17 protein-coding genes are annotated in these 17153 nt (G+C 39.6%); 9 read left to right on the top strand and 8 right to left on the bottom strand.

Annotated features, from left to right (window positions below):
* Nucleotides 1-35: 35 nt before the first annotated feature.
* Nucleotides 36-2564 carry an ATP-dependent Clp protease ATP-binding subunit gene (locus ACTHN6_RS22470; RefSeq protein WP_440438034.1) on the bottom strand — a complete coding sequence of 843 codons (2529 nt, stop codon included), beginning with the start codon at nucleotides 2562-2564 and terminating at the stop codon, nucleotides 36-38.
* 91 nt (nucleotides 2565-2655) lie between these two features.
* Between ACTHN6_RS22470 and ACTHN6_RS22465 the strand changes: the two genes are divergently transcribed.
* The gene (locus tag ACTHN6_RS22465; RefSeq protein ID WP_440438033.1) at nucleotides 2656-3027 is read left to right on the top strand and encodes an STAS domain-containing protein; all 372 of its coding nucleotides are present in this window, start codon (nucleotides 2656-2658) and stop codon (nucleotides 3025-3027) included.
* Between the two features lie 23 nt (nucleotides 3028-3050).
* Here ACTHN6_RS22465 and sppA read toward each other — a convergent pair whose 3' ends face one another.
* Nucleotides 3051-4811 carry a signal peptide peptidase SppA gene (sppA, locus tag ACTHN6_RS22460; RefSeq protein WP_440438032.1) on the bottom strand — a complete coding sequence of 587 codons (1761 nt, stop codon included), beginning with the start codon at nucleotides 4809-4811 and terminating at the stop codon, nucleotides 3051-3053.
* Between the two features lie 147 nt (nucleotides 4812-4958).
* On the opposite strand from sppA, the gene folK reads away from it, so the two are divergent.
* From folK to dnaJ, 4 genes are all read left to right on the top strand, one after another.
* On the top strand, nucleotides 4959-5450 hold the full coding sequence (gene folK, locus ACTHN6_RS22455) for a 2-amino-4-hydroxy-6-hydroxymethyldihydropteridine diphosphokinase (protein WP_440438031.1): 492 nt from the start codon (nucleotides 4959-4961) through the stop codon (nucleotides 5448-5450).
* A gap of 25 nt (nucleotides 5451-5475) precedes the next feature.
* Nucleotides 5476-6105 carry a deoxynucleoside kinase gene (locus ACTHN6_RS22450; protein WP_440438030.1) on the top strand — a complete coding sequence of 210 codons (630 nt, stop codon included), beginning with the start codon at nucleotides 5476-5478 and terminating at the stop codon, nucleotides 6103-6105.
* A 180-nt stretch (nucleotides 6106-6285) separates the two neighbouring features.
* Nucleotides 6286-6849 carry a nucleotide exchange factor GrpE gene (locus tag ACTHN6_RS22445; protein WP_440438029.1) on the top strand — a complete coding sequence of 188 codons (564 nt, stop codon included), beginning with the start codon at nucleotides 6286-6288 and terminating at the stop codon, nucleotides 6847-6849.
* 21 nt (nucleotides 6850-6870) lie between these two features.
* Nucleotides 6871-8034 carry a molecular chaperone DnaJ gene (gene dnaJ, locus ACTHN6_RS22440; RefSeq protein ID WP_440438028.1) on the top strand — a complete coding sequence of 388 codons (1164 nt, stop codon included), beginning with the start codon at nucleotides 6871-6873 and terminating at the stop codon, nucleotides 8032-8034.
* A gap of 199 nt (nucleotides 8035-8233) precedes the next feature.
* Here dnaJ and hpt read toward each other — a convergent pair whose 3' ends face one another.
* From hpt to ACTHN6_RS22415, 5 genes are all read right to left on the bottom strand, one after another.
* Nucleotides 8234-8770: a hypoxanthine phosphoribosyltransferase gene (hpt, locus tag ACTHN6_RS22435; RefSeq protein ID WP_440438027.1), complete on the bottom strand. Its 537-nt coding sequence runs from the start codon at nucleotides 8768-8770 to the stop codon at nucleotides 8234-8236.
* Between the two features lie 34 nt (nucleotides 8771-8804).
* Nucleotides 8805-9803: a glycoside hydrolase family 73 protein gene (locus ACTHN6_RS22430; protein WP_440438026.1), complete on the bottom strand. Its 999-nt coding sequence runs from the start codon at nucleotides 9801-9803 to the stop codon at nucleotides 8805-8807.
* Nucleotides 9803-10444: an O-methyltransferase gene (locus ACTHN6_RS22425; protein ID WP_440438025.1), complete on the bottom strand. Its 642-nt coding sequence runs from the start codon at nucleotides 10442-10444 to the stop codon at nucleotides 9803-9805. The genes ACTHN6_RS22430 and ACTHN6_RS22425 overlap by 1 nt, the downstream gene beginning before the upstream one ends.
* Nucleotides 10431-11897, bottom strand: a complete 1467-nt coding sequence (locus tag ACTHN6_RS22420; protein WP_440438024.1) for a sodium:solute symporter — start codon at nucleotides 11895-11897, stop codon at nucleotides 10431-10433. Before ACTHN6_RS22420 ends, ACTHN6_RS22425 begins: the two co-directional genes overlap by 14 nt.
* Nucleotides 11898-11962: 65 nt before the next feature.
* On the bottom strand, nucleotides 11963-12481 hold the full coding sequence (locus tag ACTHN6_RS22415) for a YkgJ family cysteine cluster protein (RefSeq protein ID WP_440438023.1): 519 nt from the start codon (nucleotides 12479-12481) through the stop codon (nucleotides 11963-11965).
* 101 nt (nucleotides 12482-12582) lie between these two features.
* On the opposite strand from ACTHN6_RS22415, the gene xerD reads away from it, so the two are divergent.
* Nucleotides 12583-13485 (top strand): site-specific tyrosine recombinase XerD, encoded by a 903-nt coding sequence (gene xerD / locus ACTHN6_RS22410; protein ID WP_440438022.1) that lies wholly within the window; start codon nucleotides 12583-12585, stop codon nucleotides 13483-13485.
* A gap of 7 nt (nucleotides 13486-13492) precedes the next feature.
* On the opposite strand, the gene ACTHN6_RS22405 is transcribed toward xerD, so the two are convergent.
* Nucleotides 13493-13954 carry a DUF4251 domain-containing protein gene (locus ACTHN6_RS22405; protein ID WP_440438021.1) on the bottom strand — a complete coding sequence of 154 codons (462 nt, stop codon included), beginning with the start codon at nucleotides 13952-13954 and terminating at the stop codon, nucleotides 13493-13495.
* A gap of 221 nt (nucleotides 13955-14175) precedes the next feature.
* Between ACTHN6_RS22405 and xth the strand changes: the two genes are divergently transcribed.
* From xth to ACTHN6_RS22390, 3 genes are all read left to right on the top strand, one after another.
* On the top strand, nucleotides 14176-14952 hold the full coding sequence (gene xth, locus ACTHN6_RS22400) for an exodeoxyribonuclease III (protein ID WP_440438020.1): 777 nt from the start codon (nucleotides 14176-14178) through the stop codon (nucleotides 14950-14952).
* 80 nt (nucleotides 14953-15032) lie between these two features.
* Nucleotides 15033-15275, top strand: a complete 243-nt coding sequence (locus ACTHN6_RS22395; RefSeq protein WP_440438019.1) for a hypothetical protein — start codon at nucleotides 15033-15035, stop codon at nucleotides 15273-15275.
* A 366-nt stretch (nucleotides 15276-15641) separates the two neighbouring features.
* Complete coding sequence (locus tag ACTHN6_RS22390; RefSeq protein ID WP_440438018.1) at nucleotides 15642-16991, top strand: glutamine synthetase family protein; 1350 nt, start codon at nucleotides 15642-15644, stop codon at nucleotides 16989-16991.
* Nucleotides 16992-17153 lie beyond the last annotated feature (162 nt).

The following is a 17153-nucleotide window of genomic DNA, read 5'->3' as shown; positions in this document are numbered from 1 at the left end:
TTTAAACCGGGGCTCTTAACAGTTTCTGTATATTTTTAAACTTTGGCTTCTTCTTCTTTTTTACCAAACTCGAATTTTATCTTTTGATTTTCTTTGTCAAGATCGGCAATAAGAACATCGCCTTGCTTAATATTCATGTTGAGTATTTCCTCTGCCAGGCTGTCTTCAAGATATTTTTGTATTGCCCTGTGCAAAGGCCTCGCACCGAATTGGACATCATAACCTTTTTCAGCAATAAATTCTTTTGCTTCATCGGTTAAACGCAATGTAAAGCCCATGCTGCTGAGGCGCTTCAATACTCCCTTCATTAAAATATCTATGATTTGGAAGATATTTTCCTTTGTAAGAGCATTAAATATTACCACATCATCAATCCTGTTAAGAAACTCAGGAGAAAAAGTACGCTTTAATGCTTTTTCAATAACGGCTTTATTATTTTCTTCTGCATTTTGAATCCTTGTTGCCGTTGCAAAGCCCACGCCTTCACCAAAATCTTTTAACTGGCGCACACCAATGTTTGAAGTCATGATGATCAGCGTATTTTTAAAATCCACTTTCCTGCCAAGACCATCCGTAAGCTGGCCATCGTCCAATACCTGTAAAAGGATATTATAGATGTCAGGATGCGCTTTTTCTATTTCATCCAGCAAAATAACACTGTACGGTTTACGGCGTACTTTTTCGGTTAACTGCCCGCCTTCTTCATAACCAACATATCCCGGAGGCGCACCAATTAAACGGCTCACCGTAAATTTCTCCATGTATTCGCTCATATCAATGCGGATTAATGCATCTTCTGAATCGAACATATACCGCGCAAGTGATCTTGCCAGCTCTGTTTTACCCACACCGGTAGGGCCGAGGAAAATAAAGCTGCCAACCGGCTTTTTAGGATCTTTTAGCCCAACGCGGTTACGCTGAATAGCTTTTACCACTTTTGAAATGGCTTCATCCTGCCCAATAACCATTCCTCTCATATCATCAGACATTTTGCGCAATTTTTCGCTTTCTGCCTGCACCATGCGTTTCACAGGAATACCCGTCATCATGCTTACTACTTCAGCGATGTTTTCTTCATCTATTGGGTAACGTTTGTGCTTGCTTTCTTCTTCCCAATCTGTCTTTGCTTTTTCCAGTTCTTCGCCAAGGCGTTTTTCTGTATCGCGTAAAGCAGCTGCTTCTTCAAAACGCTGGCTTTTAACCACGCGGTTCTTTTCAAGCTTTATTTCTTCAATCTGTTTTTCAAGATCAAGAATATTCTGCGGAACATTAATATTTTTTAAATGCACCCTTGCTCCCACTTCATCCAATACATCTATTGCTTTATCGGGCAATAAACGGTCTGTCATGTAGCGGTCGCTGAGCTTAACACAAGCTTCTATTGCATCGTTGCTGTAAACAACATTGTGATAATCTTCATAACGAGGCTTAATGTTATTCAATATCTGGATGGTTTCATCAACGGTAGGCGGGTCAACAATTACTTTTTGAAAACGACGGTCTAAAGCACCATCTTTTTCAATATACATCCTGTATTCATCTAAAGTTGAAGCGCCAATACATTGCAGTTCCCCTCTTGATAAAGCCGGTTTAAAAATATTGCTGGCATCGAGCGACCCACTGGCGCCACCTGCCCCAACTATTGTATGAATTTCATCAATGAAAAGAATTACATCGCGGTTCTTCTCCAGCTCATTCATAATGGCTTTCATTCTTTCCTCAAACTGGCCGCGGTATTTTGTACCGGCTACCAACGCTGCAAGATCGAGACTGATAACACGTTTATCATATAAAACCCTGCTTACCTTTCTTTGAACAATGCGTAATGCAAGGCCCTCTACAATAGCGGTTTTACCAACGCCCGGCTCGCCAATCAAAATAGGATTGTTCTTTTTGCGGCGGCTGAGAATCTGCGAAACCCTTTCAATTTCTTTTTCACGGCCAACTATAGGATCAAGCGCGCCTGTTTCGGCAAGTTTGGTAATATCCCTGCCAAAATTGTCTAATACCGGCGTTTTGCTTTTTGCATTGCCGGTTGTTTTTTTCTGTGCTGATGAATAACCCTGCTTTCTTTCGTCTTCAAAATCATCATCATTCTCTTCGGTGTATTCGCTGCGCGGTTCATTGCTGCGTACAACACCAAGCTCTGTCTTAAATAAATCGTAATCCACGTCGTACTGATTTAAAATTTGTGTAGCAATGTTTTCTTTATTCTTTAAAATAGATAGCATTAAATGCTCTGTTTCAACCAGCGGGCTTTTCAGCGCTTTTGCTTCCAATACAGTTACCCGTATCACTTTTTCTGCCTGCTTGGTTAAAGGAAGGCTGTTAATGTTTGCTATATTTTTACCTGTTTTATCGCGCACGGCGAGTTCAACTTCCTTGCGTAGTTCGTACAGGTCAACGTTTAATTGTTTTAAAATCTTTATTGCTGTATTCTCCCCATCTCTAATCAATCCCAGCAAAAGATGTTCTGTGCCTATGAAATCATTTCCCAATCGTAATGCTTCTTCCCTGCTATAGGATATGATCTCTTTAACCTGGGCGGAAAAGTTGTTATCCATTTAATAGTGTTTGTACAAGTTTAAGAAATATTTTTGAGGTCTGTACTAAATCAATTATGCACAAGTGTTAAAAAATCTAATAGAGAGCAATATGAAATTCAAAATTGATACCAGAGAAAAATTTACGATAATAACGCCGGATTCAGATTTTACTTCTGACAATTTAACAGCAGAATTAAAAGAACTGCTTACTTCGTTCCTGCAACATAAGACAAATCTTGTTATCAACTTAAAGAACGTCGTGACTGTTAAAGAAAATCTTGTTAAAGAATTAGCTGCATGGCAACAGCAATTTTATGAGCAGCAGGTTTCATTTGTTATATGCGAATTGCAATTGCCTGTGCAGGCATTCATAAATCAATTGGATTTAGACAGCGAGTTAAATATCACACCTTCAGAAACCGAGGCCTGGGATATTGTGCAGATGGAAGAAATTGAAAGGGAGTTATTGGGCGACGAATAGTTATTTCTCTTCAACCTAAACTATCAGCGCCACTCAAAATCGAAAGGCAGTCTTGCCTGCGGAATATTAATTGTTTCAGATAACTGCTTTGCTTTTTGCAGAAGCATGTATTGTTGCTGGCCAATTTCTTTTGCCAATGCTTTTTGTTGACCTTCTGCTGAATAAGATTGATCTGTTAATTGCTCAAACCAGCTTTTTTGTTCAGGGTATTCCCTTGTACGGTAATCCGTAATTTTTGCCATGCGTGCTGCACAATTTACGGCGTCCTGCAAAGTTCCGGTGCGGTCCACCAGGCCAATGCCAATAGCGCGGTTGCCAATCCAAACGCGGCCCTGCGCAATACTGTCAACATAAGCGGTGTCCTTTTTACGGCCATCAGCCACACGTGTTTTAAAAGTGGAATAAATAGTATCGATTGAAGCTTGCATGAAATGTTTTTCAGGATCGGTAAGCGGCCTGCTTATGGAACCGAGATCCGCATAAGTTGCCGTTTTTACGCCGTCGAATGTTATGCCGAGTTTATTGTTAAAGAAATCCTTCATATTAGCCAAAACACTAAACACGCCAATTGACCCGGTAATGGTTGTTTCATTCGCAAATACAGAGTCCGCAGCGCATGAAATATAATAACCACCCGATGCTGCATAATCGCCCATGCTCACCACAACAGGTTTTGCTTTTTTTGCCAAAATAATTTCCCGCCATATTGCTTCGCTTGCCATGGCGCTGCCGCCGGGTGAATTTACCCGGAAAACAATAGCTTTCACATCATCATCCAGCCTGGCTTTGCGGATAAGCTTCACAAAATCATCGCTCCCAATCTGGTCTTTGTCCCCCTTTCCATCCACAATATCGCCCTGCGCATAAATAATATTAATCTTTCCGCCACTGCCATTTTTGGTAAAGTTTACAGCTTTTGCATACTTACCAAAAGGGATAAAATTTATATCATCATCCACATCTTTTTTAAGACGTTTTGAAAGCTCTGCCTTTAATTCATCATCATATTTCAAGCCATCTACCAGATTATACTTCAACGCATCATTAGCTGTTTGTACAGCGCCTGTATTAGCAAGATTATGTAAAGTAGCCGTATCGGAATGCCTTGCTTCGGCAGTTTTTATCAATAAATTATTATAAATATCATTTAGCCAGATAGTGGTTTGCAGGCGGTTGGCATCTGTCATTTGCGTTGCCCTCAAAGGCTCGGTTGCGCTTTTAAATTTACCCGCGTAAAAAATTTCCGGTTTAATTTCAAGCTTATCAAGCAGGCCTTTTAAAAATAGCATATCAACTGCAAAACCATTCCATTCAACGCCGCCGGCAGGGTTGCAATAAATTCTATCAGCAATTGTAGCCACATAATAGGCGCGTTCGGGAATAACGTTGCCATAAGCAATTATAAACTTGTTGCTCTTTTTAAAATTAATCAAAGCCTGCCTTAATTCTTCGCTTGCAGCGTAGCCATTTTCGTTGTCACCGGCTTTTATATAAATACCTTTTATAGAGGAATCGCTTTTGGCATGATTAATCATGCGTACCACATCGTACAAGCCCGGAACATTATTGGAAGGATTATCAAACAAAGTGTTTAAAGGACTGTTTCTTGCCTGTTCTTCAAACCGCTGGTTTAAGTCGAGCACCAAAACACCATTGTTACCAATATCAGGTTTAGACGGTGAGGTGGCGCTGCCAATGATTGCTGAAAAAGCAAAAAATAAAGCAAGCGTAAACACTATTAATGCTACCAGTGTTGCAAGAAATATCTTAAGAAAACTTCTCATTTTATCTGAATTTACTAACCCTTAAAGTGACTGATTAAACCGGAACAACAAAACTCTGCTTTTTAAGATATAGGGAATGTGCAATTACAGTTCATACATCACGATGCACAAAAATAAAGATATTTGAAGCCATTTACATGCGTATTTATGAATACAGCTTTTTTGCTTACAGGTGGCAATTTGGGCAATCGTTTAGAAAATTTACATGCGGCAGCAAGGCTTATTGAGAAAAATTGCGGCAGCATTAACAGCATCTCTTCTGTTTATCAAACTGCGGCCTGGGGATTTGCGGAACAGCCTGATTTTTATAACCAGGCTTTATCAATTAGTACGGTACTGCAACCAGATGAATTAATGCAATGCCTGCTGGCAATAGAAAGCCAAATGGGCAGGCAGCGCAGTTTTAAAATGGCGCCCCGTATTATTGATATTGATATTTTATTAATAGATGAACTGATTTATAACTCCATAACAGTTGCTATTCCTCACCCACGTTTGGCAGAAAGAAGATTTGTATTAACGCCGCTTGCAGAAATTGCCGGCGATATTATACATCCTGTTTACGAAAAAACCATCAGCGAATTGCTGAAAGAATGTAAAGATGAATTACCTGTGCATAAAATTTCCTTAGAAAAGTAATTGCTGCTTTTAATTTTGAGAGCTGATGCAATACCATTACATAGCTATTGAAGGAAACATCGGCGCAGGCAAAACAACACTGGCACACTTGCTCGCCAAAAAACTAAATGCACGACTTATACTGGAACAATTTGCCGATAACCCCTTTCTTCCAAAATTTTATGAGAATCCAAAACAAAATGCTTTCCCGCTGGAATTATTTTTTATGGCTGAAAGGTATAAGCAGCTAAAAGACATGATTCACACCAGCGACCTGTTTCAAAACATTACCGTTTCAGATTATATTTTTACCAAGTGCCTGCTATTTGCAAAAGTGAATTTACCTGAAGAAGAGTTTAGATTATACCAGCGTTTATTCGACATAATGCAGGCACAAATTGTTTTCCCCGATATTTTAATTTACCTGCATTCACCCGTTCAGAAACTGCAGAAAAATATTAAAAAGCGAAACCGCATCTACGAACAGAATATAGCCGATGAGTATTTATTTAATATTCAACAAACCTATACCAGTTATATAAAGCAACATAATATAAAAACCATTTTTGTGGATGCCGTAAATGCTGATTTCTTAAGCAACGAAGAACATTTACAAGCTTTAATGGATGCTTTAAAAACAGAATTTGAAGGCGGGCAGCAATACATTTCTTTATAGCCAATAGCCTTGATTCAGTTTTTTCCTTAACTAAACTTGTTAAATAACCGCAATTCATAATATCTGCCAGCAGCGCAGGTGAAAACTGTTAAATCAAATTTTAGTTTTTTCAGGCTGACAATTTTTCGTCTATTTGCCGCTGGCAAAAATTTTGACTAAACTTACTTTCTATTATTAACTATGGAAGAAAAAGATATACAGGAACAAACAAATGCAAATGATGCCGGTTTGGATATTAACGCTGACGAAAATGCAGCCGGCACTAATTACCTGAACGACCCGGTTGAGGAAGAGTCGCAGACAGAAAAACTGAATACCGAACTTCAGGACCAAAAAGACAAATATTTACGCCTTTTTGCTGAATTTGATAATTATCGCAGACGTACGGCAAAAGAAAATGTAGAACTGCGCCAAACCGCAGGTAAAGAAGTGATTATATCACTTCTGGATGTGCTGGATGATTGTGAGCGTGCCGAAAAACAACTCGAATCTTCCGGAGACCTGAAGCAATTCAGTGAGGGCGCCTTGCTTATTTTCAACAAACTCAAAAAAGTGTTGGAAAGCAAAGGTTTAAAACCAATGGATAGCCTCAATAAAGACTTTGATGTTGAAAAACAGGAAGCTATTACTGAAATTCCGGCACCGGATAAAAAGCATATAGGTAAAGTAATTGACGAAATTCAAAAAGGCTATTACTTAAACGATAAGATCATTCGCTTCGCAAAAGTTGTAGTAGGCAAATAATAACAGAGATACACAGGTTACATGACAAAAAGAGATTATTACGAAATATTAAGTGTTACAAAAACTGCTTCGGGAGATGAGATAAAGAAAGCTTACCGCAAGGTAGCTATGTTATATCACCCTGACAGAAACCCAGGCAACAAAGAAGCGGAAGAAAAATTTAAAGAAGCTGCTGAAGCTTATGAAGTATTAAGTGATCCGGATAAAAAAGCAAGGTATGACCGCTATGGTCATGCAGCATTTGCACCCGGCAGTGGTGGTTTCAGTGGCAGCCAGAATGTAAATATGGAAGATATCTTCAGCCAGTTTGGAGATATTTTTGGCGATGATATTTTCGGCAGTTTTTTTGGCGGCGGCGGAAGAAGAAGCAGCGGTTCCGGAAGAGGGCATGGCACAAGGGGCAGCAATCTTCGTATAAAGCTTAAGCTTAATTACGAAGAAATGGCCAAGGGTGTTACTAAGAATATTAAGGTAAAAAAATATGTGCCCTGTACCACCTGTGATGGCAGCGGCGCAAAAGATAAAGGCAGTATTCAAACCTGCAGTACCTGTGGTGGCAGCGGCCAGGTGCGAAAAGTTACCAATACATTTTTAGGGCAAATGCAAACGGTAAGCACCTGCCCCACCTGTAACGGCGAAGGTTCTACCATTACCAGTAAATGTTCTGCGTGTAAGGGTGAGGGTCGCGTATATGGCGAAGAAACCGTTAACATTAACATTCCTGCCGGCGTGCAGGAAGGCATGCAGCTTAGCCTGAGCGGCAGAGGAAATGCAGGTGAACGCGGCGGCATGCCCGGCGATTTAATTGTACTGATTGAAGAAGAAGCACACAAAGAACTGCAGCGTGATGGCCTGAATGTGGCTTACGAATTGCATATTTCTTTCCCCGATGCTGTTTTTGGAACCCAGGTAGAAGTGCCTACCATAGATGGAAGGGCCAAAATAAAAATCCCGCCGGGTACGCAAAGCGGGAAAATATTCAGGCTGAAAGGCAAGGGTTTTCCTGAAGTGAATGGTTATGGCAGGGGCGATCAGCTTATTCATGTAAATGTCTGGACACCACAGCATGTAACACATGAAGAAAAGGAAATGCTGAACCAGCTAAATGGCAGCCCCAATTTTAAGCCACAGCCTGGTAAAAGTGAAAAAAGCTTTTTTGATAAAGTGAAGGAAGTTTTCTCTTAAAGAAATCAAATACATTTTTATAAAAGCCGCCGGATATTTTCCGGCGGCTTTTATATTGATAAATGTGAATGCCGTCCAAAACAGGGTGATGTTTTATGATCCGTCAGGGCGAAGCCGGGGACGGATTTCGCTCTTATTGAGCGAAGTCGAAATAACAGTTTTACTTTACGTGTTGTATAATTCAATAATAAATTCCGGCTCATTCTTTTAACTGGTAAATCGCCGGAAGGTTTCTGCCGTATCCGTTATAATCCAGGCCAAAACCAACAACAAATTTATCAGGGATTTTAATACCATTATAATGAAGCGGCACATCATAAACAGTAGCATCGGGCTTGTGCAGTAAGGCAGCAATTTTTAATGATGCCGGGTTCATATTATATAATTGCGGTAAAAAATTGTTTAACGTTTTGCCGGTATCAAGAATATCTTCCAGGATAATAACATGCCGGTCTTTCACTTCAACATCAAGGCCTATAGAAGTAATTACATGCCCGGATGAAGTGGTGCCCTTATAAGATGCAAGCTTAATAAAAGAGATTTCGGCAGGAATGGTAAGCCGCTTAAAAAGCTCTGCGGCAAACATGAAAGAACCGTTCAATATGGCAATAAATAAAGGCTGTTTGCCTGCATAGTCTGCATTAATAGCTTCAGCAATCTTCTTTACTGAAACTTCAATATCAGCCTCGCTTATGTAAGGAGTAAAAGTCTTGTCGAGTACATTAATTTCCTGCATACAGCTCTTAGGTTTTAACCGCAAACTAATGCAATCAAAACAGCTTTTTGCCCTGTGTGCGTAATATAATTTTATCGCCGGCCTTCAGGCGGATGTCTTTCGGTAGTTTATTATAAGCTAAAAGGCTTTGCAGTTGTATTCCTTCATCCTGGGCCACATCAAAAAGGTTTTCGTTGGGAAGCGCTATATGATAATCTTTGGAACCGCGTTTAGGCTTCCTCTCAATATAAACAAGCATACTCGTTCTTAAAATATCACCGTTATCCAGATCATTAAAAGCAAGCAGCTTTCCATAGGCAATATTGTATTTTTTGGCAATAGCAAGCAGCGAAGCCCCTGCATTTGCATAAATAACTTTTGTTTGATTAATGGAGAAAACACCTTCAGGGTATTTGGCAGTTTTTTCTGTTTTGTCAGCTTCAATTTCGTCATTGGCCGATGTGGTTATTGAAACTGCATTAAATGCAAGGTCTTCCTGCATTTTAAAAGGTGCTGCAGCAATTGTAACCTGATGATTTTGCTGCAAGCCTGCTATCGTTACATCTTCCAGGCCATATTTTTCTATAGTATTAATAAGCGAAATAGCATAAACCGGGTTAGTGGCATAACCTGCAGCCTTTAAGCCATAAGCCCAGCTTTTATAATCTGTGGCATCCAAATTAAATAAAGAAGCATAATTAGGGCGGGTCTTTAGAAAATCAGAATGGTCGCGGTAAGAATCTTCTGCGCAGGAATAACTTCTGAAACACTCATGTTTAACGTCATCATCATGGTAAACATAATTACCCGTCCAGTCTGTTTTGCATTTAATACCAAAATGATTGTTGGACTGTGCTGTAAGGTTAGACTGGCCGGCATTCGATTCCAAAATCCCCTGCGCTAAAGTTATAGAGGCAGGAACGCCCGTGCGAATCATTTCATCAATAGCCAGTTGCCTGTATTGCTGAATGTAGGCAGCAACGGCTTCATTGTTTTGGGCTTTTAAACTGACAATAATGCCAGCAAAAAATAAAACAAGAAGTAGCTTCTTCATCAGTATTTCTTTTTAATCAGCAGCAAACCATCTCTTATTGTTAGTAAAACCTGTTCAGTTCGCTGATCATCTAAAACATGCTTATTAAATTGTGCAATGGCTTTTGCACTTTTATTGTCAATTTTTTCTTCCAGCACCTGGCCGTGAAACAGAACGTTATCAGCCAGGATAAAACCACGTTCACTTAAACGCTGTAAAGCTTCCTCATAGTATGTTATATACGAGGTTTTATCTGCATCTATAAAAACAAGGTCCCATTTGTGGGGTAATGTTCTTATAATTTCCCTGGCATCGCCCCTGTGTAAATGTATTTTATTGCTCATGCCTGCTACAGAAATGTTTTTCCACGCAGTGTTAGCATCCTCTTCACGAAGTTCTATCGTATGCAATTCACCGCCTGCCTGCAGCCCTTTGGCGAGGCATATTGCGCTAAAGCCGGTAAAAGTGCCGATCTCTAAAATATATTTCGGGTGAAGCAAAGAACTAATAAACTCAAGGAACTTACCTTGTACCGGGCCGCTTATCATGTGTGCATGAGGATGATTGGCTACCGTATCCTCATATATTTTCATCAACACATCATCTAAAGGCGATGTATACGTTGATGCGTAGTCTTCAGCAAGTTGATCAATCCACTGCATTTGTTGATGTTGCCGGTTTTGATACGAGCAAAAGCCCGGCAAATGTAAGCAAGCCATTAATAAGTAACAACTCTAATCCTATGGCATAACCATTAAACCATTTGGTAGCATTTTCGCTCAGTATATAGGTTATAACAGGCGCCGCTATACAAATCATCACCATTACTGAATTTTGAGGCACTGCTCTTCTGGTAAAGATGCCAAACAGGAACAGGCCAAGCAACGGGCCGTAAGTGTATCCTGCAACAATCAGTATAACATTAATGATTGATTTATCATCAATCCATTTAAAAATCATAATGCACAAAAAGAAGATTAATGCAAATGTTATATGCACGATTATCCTTGTTCGCTTGGTTTGTTTTTCGGTAAGCGCTGGGTTTCGCCTTAAACCCAGAATATCAATGCAAAAAGAAGATGTGAGTGCTGTTAAAGCGCCATCGGCACTGGGGAACAAGGCTGATATAAGCCCTATGATAAAGATGATAGCAACAAATGGCGGTAAATAATTTAAAGCAATTGTGGGAAACAGGTCGTCGCCTTTTATATCAATATTTTGAGAAGCTGCAAACAGGTATAATAATCCACCCAGGAATAAAAACAAAAAGTTTACGCCAACAGAAATAAGGCTGAAGGTGATCATATTCTTTTGTGAATCTTTCAGCGTTCGCACACTTATATTTTTCTGCATCATTTCCTGGTCGAGGCCGGTCATGCCGATGGTTAAAAATGCACCACCTATAATCTGTTTTATAAAGAAGCTGCCGCTTTTAGCATCGGTATTAAAAATCTCCGTATAATTTTTTACATGCAATGATTTGATAGCGGCGCCAAAAGAAAAATGCATCATATCCATCATAAAATAAATGCAGATAATAAGACCCAGCAGCATGCAGGTTGTTTGAAGCATATCGGTAAATACAATAGTTTTTACACCGCCTTCGAATGTGTACAACAATATCATTAAAAGAATAACGAATGTGGTAAACCAAAAAGGAATGTGCATGTTATCGAGTATGAATATCTGCAATACATTTATCACTAAATACAATCTTGCCGTTGCTCCCAGTATCCTTGAAATAATAAAAAACAGGGCGCCGGTTTTATACGATACTTTTCCAAAACGGTTGAGCAAATAATTATAAATGGATGTTACCTGCATTTTATAATACAGCGGCAACAGTATAAATGCAATCAAGCAATACCCAATAAAATTGCCAATTACCACCTGGAAATAGCTAAAACCGCCGCTGCCAACTGTGCCCGGAACGCTTACAAATGTTACGCCGCTAAGCGATGTGCCAATCATGCCAAAAGCCACCAGCATCCAGTTACTGTTACGGTTGCCAATAAAAAATGAATTATTATCAGCATTGCGGCTGGTGTACCATGCAACACCCAACAGCAATAAAAAATAAACTAATACAAAACCGAACAGGAAATATGGGGACATGTAATCATTTATTAGGTTGGCAAAATACAGGATTCATGTTAAGCAGTAAAAATTTTAGTGCCCCGTCACCATATCTTTATTTTCTCCATCATCTTTTCTACCATTTTAAAAGTGGCAGGGCAATATTGAATATTTTGCTGATGTACATGCATATAATCAACCATTTTCTTTTTGGCAAGATGCGGGAAGCCTGCACAATCGGCAGGCCTTACTTCATATATAGAACACATATTAGTTGAAAGGTCAAGGAACTGGCAGGGCTGGCTTATATTCACCCAGTCTTTATCTTTTTTTTCATGCTTAAGCCAACGCTGCTTAAAATCTTCGGGTCGCATGTTTAAATGTTTTGAAATGCGGCGTATATCTTTTGAAGTAAATGTTGGCGTCATTTTCTTGCAGCAATTGGCGCAGGACAAGCAGTCAACTTCCTGCCATACTTCTGTATTTATTTGTTCAGCAAGATCATCAAGCCCCTGTGGCTGTATTTTTTGTACCTGTTTTAAATAACGGATAAACTGCTTTTTATAAATACTTACTTTTTTTCTGAATGAATAAAAATTAACCGGCAGCATTTTATTAAGCATTAAGCTTTGAATATTAAATATTTTTGCCAACGAATGTAAGCAGCTATCATCAATAGCAACCGTAAAAAATAAATAGTGAAATAAAAATCCGGGATTGTGCAATGTGGCAACCATATAAAAAATCTTATAAGGCATATCTTCAGCTTGAAAAATCTTTAAGCGAGAATTCAGTTGAAGCCTACATGCGTGACCTGGAAAAACTAACGCAATACCTGCAGGCAGAAAACAATATGAAAACACCTGCTGATATTGTTTTAAAAGATTTGCAGCAGTTTATTCAGGGCATTGCGAAGCTGGGTATTAATGCCACTTCCCAGGCAAGAATTATTTCAGGCATAAAAAGCTTTTTTAAATATTGCCTTATTGAAAATGTTATTATAAAAGATCCATCTGTTTTACTGGAAGCGCCAAAGTTAAAACGTGCATTGCCTGATGTGTTAAGTTTTGACGAAATTGAAAAGATCATTGCTGCCATAGATATGAGTACGCCTGACGGCACACGCAACAGGGCCATACTGGAAACCATGTACAGTTGCGGTTTACGCGTAAGTGAAACGGTAAATTTAAAGTTAAGCAATCTTTATCTCGATATTGGCTTTGTACGTGTAATTGGCAAAGGCGACAAGGAAAGATTAGTGCCCGTTGGCAGTGATGCCATTAAACATATAAAAATTTACAAAGAAAATATCCGTAATCATATTACACCAAAGAAAAACAATGAAGACATAGTTTTTTTAAACAGGTTTGGCAGCGGGTTGTCCCGCGTAATGATTTTTTATATTATTAAAGACCTTGCAAAAAAAGCAGGCATTACCAAAAGCATTTCACCACATACATTCCGGCATTCATTTGCAACACATCTTGTGGAAGGCGGCGCTGATTTGCGGGCCGTGCAGGAAATGCTTGGCCATGAAAGTATTACCACTACTGAAATTTATACGCATTTAGACCGCGATTACCTGCGTTCAACATTAAACCAGTTTCATCCCGCTTTCAAAAAATAGGATAAATTTATTTGAGCTGTTTTATATAACCATTATAAGAAATGCCCTGCTTATCGTTGCTGGTGGCCTGCAGTGAAGCGGTTTTATTATCAAACACCGTTAAATAAAATACCGTCCCGGAAAACCGGTCTTTTATTTTCATGGAAACTTCATAACGGTTTTTCTTACCTTTTTTAACGGTATAATCATAATCGGTAGAAATAAAATTATACCCCGCGTCAGATGGGTTAACCGGAGCTGAATAAGCTGTTCCAATATAAGGAAGATAAACAACAAGTGAATCTCCCTTTACATCAAGTGAAAAGCTTGAAGTTAATTGTCTCGTCCTGCCGCGCAGTGGGTTCATTGTTTGAGGAATGAATGAATAGCGCTTTGAATCAAGTAACGATTTTACAGCATTTGTTGAATCCTGTGCATACAATTCATTTATAAAAATTACTACCAATAAAAACAATATGGTCTTTTTCATAATAAAATTTTTAAACGATGCTTTGACAGCTTGTTTCTAAAACTGTTTAGTGCAGTTTTCGAGTTACTAAAATTAAACATTTCCTTAAACTATTTCTACAATAAGCACTGCGTCAAGCAACCAGAGGTTCCTTATTCATGTAGCCATCTTAGTGCCGGTTTCTGTTCCGGATACCTCCATAATTGTTCAAAAAAGATTTCATTCTTCTTACATTTACAAATATGAAGATCGCAACCTATAATGTGAATGGTGTTAACGGGCGGCTGCCTGTTTTATTAAAGTGGTTAGAAGAATCTATGCCGGATATTGTTTGCCTGCAGGAATTAAAAGCGCCGCAGGAAAAGTTTCCGTTGCAGGATATAGAAGACGCTGGCTATAAAGCAATATGGCATGGGCAAAAAAGCTGGAATGGCGTGGCCATTTTATCACGCGGTGAAGCGCCACAGGAATTACGCCGCGTATTGCCCGGCGACCCGGAAGATTTGCACAGCCGTTATATAGAAGCTAAAGTAAATGGCTTAACCATTGGTTGTCTTTATTTGCCTAACGGCAATCCTGCGCCCGGTCCAAAGTTTGATTATAAACTAAAATGGTTTGAGCGTTTAACCAAACATGCGGCAGAATTATACAGGAGCGGTGAACGTGTAATATTAACCGGCGATTTTAATGTAATGCCAACTGAGCTTGATGTATATAAACCGGAGCGCTGGGTGGATGATGCTTTGTTCAGGCCGGAAACAAGGGCTGCATTTCATAAGCTGCTTGAACAGGGATGGACGGATGCTATCCGTAAATTATATCCAGGTGAAGTGATCTATACTTTCTGGGATTATTTCCGCAATGCTTATGGCCGCAATGCAGGCTTGCGTATAGATCATTTTTTATTAAGTGCTGGTGTTGAGAAAGATCTTGTTGGCGCCGGCGTTGATAAATTTGTCCGCGGATGGGAAAAAACAAGCGATCATGCACCTGTCTGGATTGAACTGAAAGATGAATAGGTTTTGCACAACGGCTGCATAAGTTTATGCAGTATTCAAAATTTGTGGTGCAGGAATTGATTTAATACCTGAAAAAAAATATGCCTTCATTATTTTATAGAACATTGGTTACGCTGCCAGATAACAGCACCGTTGAAGTGCAGTATTACTGTATAGATAAAAAGCTGAACAAAGAAGAAAAGAAAACTAAAACAGAACTTTTTATACAGTTACACGATTGCATTTGCACAATTAAGATTGATAAGTCAGTTTGTAAAAATCCTGATGCCCTCGAAAGCATTGTGCAGCATAAAGTAATTAATACGAGGGGGCATTTGTGCTGACCATTGATCGGTTTTTCTGTATAAAAATTTACCAGTGATTTTGACTGTAAAACCGTCGCTGCTATTTGGCAGTGCAGCACAAGGGAGTGACACAAGGAACGATGCCATCCTTCATTTGCCGGTAACAAAAAGACATTTTTATTTCGACTCCGCTCAATAGTAAAAGTCTTCGGCTTCGCTCAGACTTTTATATAATCAACCGGCCTGCCTAATAAAGATTATTTCAATACTCCTATATAAACAAATAAACGCCTTGCTTATCTTCGGCAAAGAATAAGCAAATATGAAATGCCCGGATAAAATTTAATACATATAATAATTTTTATTGAGCATATCATCCGGCTTCCAAAAAATAAAACACAAGCGATGAAATCCGATATCATACAGCGGTTACAGGAGAACAATATTGATAAAATAAAATTTGCCGTAACAGATATTGATGGCGTGCTGCGGGGCAAGATCATCAACATCAACAAGTTTGTAAAAGCCATAGAAAACGGTGTTGGTTTTTGTAATGTTGTTTTTGGCTGGGATATGAATGATGTGTGCTATACCAATGGCGATGTAAGCGGCTGGCATACGGGTTATCCTGATGCATTTGCCACCATTGATTTAAATACTTATAGAACCATTCCCTGGCAAAACAATATCCCTTTCTTTCTTGCCGATTTCAGCCATGCACCTGAAGTAGCAGCAGCCTGTCCGCGCACTCTATTAAAACATATAAGTGAACAATGTGAAGCACTTGGTTTTAAGGCCTTTTTTTCTAAGGAATTTGAATGGTTCAATTTTACAGAAACGCCGCAAACATTAAGCGATAAACATTACGTAAACCCGCAGCCATTAACGCCCGGCATGTTTGGTTATTCGTTGCTGCGCACTTCGCAGCATGAGGCTTTCTACTATGATTTATTCAATCTTTTAAATGCATTTGATGTGCCGCTGGAAGGCCTGCATACAGAAACCGGCAACGGCGTATATGAAGCCAGCATTGACTATACGGATATACTGGAAGCGGCAGACCGTGCTGTATTGTTTAAAACAGCGGTAAAAGAAATCGCCTACAAACATGGTTTAATGGCAACGTTTATGGCAAAATGGAATAGTGCATTGCCGGGTTGCAGCGGCCATATTCATCAGCACCTTGAAGATGAAAACGGCAATAATATTTTTAAAGATGAAAGCGATGCCAATGGTTTAAGCGAAATAATGAAGCAATATATTGCCGGCCAGTTATATTGCCTTCCGTTTATCATGCCCATGTATGCACCCACCATAAACAGTTACAAGCGTTATGTGGAAGGTGCATGGGCAGCAACAGGCGTTAGCTGGGGCATAGAAAACAGGACAACCGCTTTGCGTGTTATTAATCATGTGCCGGCTGCAACGCGGCTGGAAACAAGGGTGCCCGGCGCGGATGCCAACCCTTATTTATCCATGGCGGCCAGCCTGGCTTCCGGGCTGTATGGCATCAAACATAAGCTCAGCCTTAATCTTGATGCGGTTAAAGGCAGCGCTTATGATATTAAATCTTTACAGCGGTTACCGGCAACTTTGCAGGAGGCAACGCTTATTATGAAAAACTCAAACATCGCAGCCAGCCTCTTTGGCGAAACATTTACGGATCATTTCATCCGTACCCGCGAATGGGAATGCCGCCAGTTTGAAAAGCAGGTTACCGATTGGGAATTGAAACGCTATTTTGAAATTATATAATACAGATTTTTGTTTGCAGCAAATGAACTGATATGAAGCACGGTTGTGTCACTCCCTTGTACTGTATATCGTTATTCATCTGCCCTGCTGCGTGGCTGCATAGTAAACGTGCAGTCAGGCAGGGGTTTCAAACTCAAAGTCTCCATCATTTTAAAAAAAGTA

This window comes from Parafilimonas sp. (genome assembly GCF_051953455.1).
Taxonomy (GTDB): domain Bacteria; phylum Bacteroidota; class Bacteroidia; order Chitinophagales; family Chitinophagaceae; genus Parafilimonas.
The sequence above is the reverse complement of the archived record's forward strand: the minus strand, read 5'-3'. Positions and strand labels throughout refer to the sequence as shown.

Excerpts from the sequence above, each read along its gene's own strand:
- ACTHN6_RS22470 (WP_440438034.1), bottom strand. The coding sequence starts at position 2,564 with ATGGATAACAACTTTTCCGCCCAGGTTAAAGAGATCATATCCTATAGC.
- ACTHN6_RS22465 (WP_440438033.1), top strand. The coding sequence starts at position 2,656 with ATGAAATTCAAAATTGATACCAGAGAAAAATTTACGATAATAACGCCG.
- sppA (WP_440438032.1), bottom strand. The coding sequence starts at position 4,811 with ATGAGAAGTTTTCTTAAGATATTTCTTGCAACACTGGTAGCATTAATA.
- folK (WP_440438031.1), top strand. The coding sequence starts at position 4,959 with ATGAATACAGCTTTTTTGCTTACAGGTGGCAATTTGGGCAATCGTTTA.
- ACTHN6_RS22450 (WP_440438030.1), top strand. The coding sequence starts at position 5,476 with ATGCAATACCATTACATAGCTATTGAAGGAAACATCGGCGCAGGCAAA.
- ACTHN6_RS22445 (WP_440438029.1), top strand. The coding sequence starts at position 6,286 with ATGGAAGAAAAAGATATACAGGAACAAACAAATGCAAATGATGCCGGT.
- dnaJ (WP_440438028.1), top strand. The coding sequence starts at position 6,871 with ATGACAAAAAGAGATTATTACGAAATATTAAGTGTTACAAAAACTGCT.
- hpt (WP_440438027.1), bottom strand. The coding sequence starts at position 8,770 with ATGCAGGAAATTAATGTACTCGACAAGACTTTTACTCCTTACATAAGC.
- ACTHN6_RS22430 (WP_440438026.1), bottom strand. The coding sequence starts at position 9,803 with ATGAAGAAGCTACTTCTTGTTTTATTTTTTGCTGGCATTATTGTCAGT.
- ACTHN6_RS22425 (WP_440438025.1), bottom strand. The coding sequence starts at position 10,444 with ATGCAGTGGATTGATCAACTTGCTGAAGACTACGCATCAACGTATACA.
- ACTHN6_RS22420 (WP_440438024.1), bottom strand. The coding sequence starts at position 11,897 with ATGTCCCCATATTTCCTGTTCGGTTTTGTATTAGTTTATTTTTTATTG.
- ACTHN6_RS22415 (WP_440438023.1), bottom strand. The coding sequence starts at position 12,481 with ATGCTTAATAAAATGCTGCCGGTTAATTTTTATTCATTCAGAAAAAAA.
- xerD (WP_440438022.1), top strand. The coding sequence starts at position 12,583 with ATGTGGCAACCATATAAAAAATCTTATAAGGCATATCTTCAGCTTGAA.
- ACTHN6_RS22405 (WP_440438021.1), bottom strand. The coding sequence starts at position 13,954 with ATGAAAAAGACCATATTGTTTTTATTGGTAGTAATTTTTATAAATGAA.
- xth (WP_440438020.1), top strand. The coding sequence starts at position 14,176 with ATGAAGATCGCAACCTATAATGTGAATGGTGTTAACGGGCGGCTGCCT.
- ACTHN6_RS22395 (WP_440438019.1), top strand. The coding sequence starts at position 15,033 with ATGCCTTCATTATTTTATAGAACATTGGTTACGCTGCCAGATAACAGC.
- ACTHN6_RS22390 (WP_440438018.1), top strand. The coding sequence starts at position 15,642 with ATGAAATCCGATATCATACAGCGGTTACAGGAGAACAATATTGATAAA.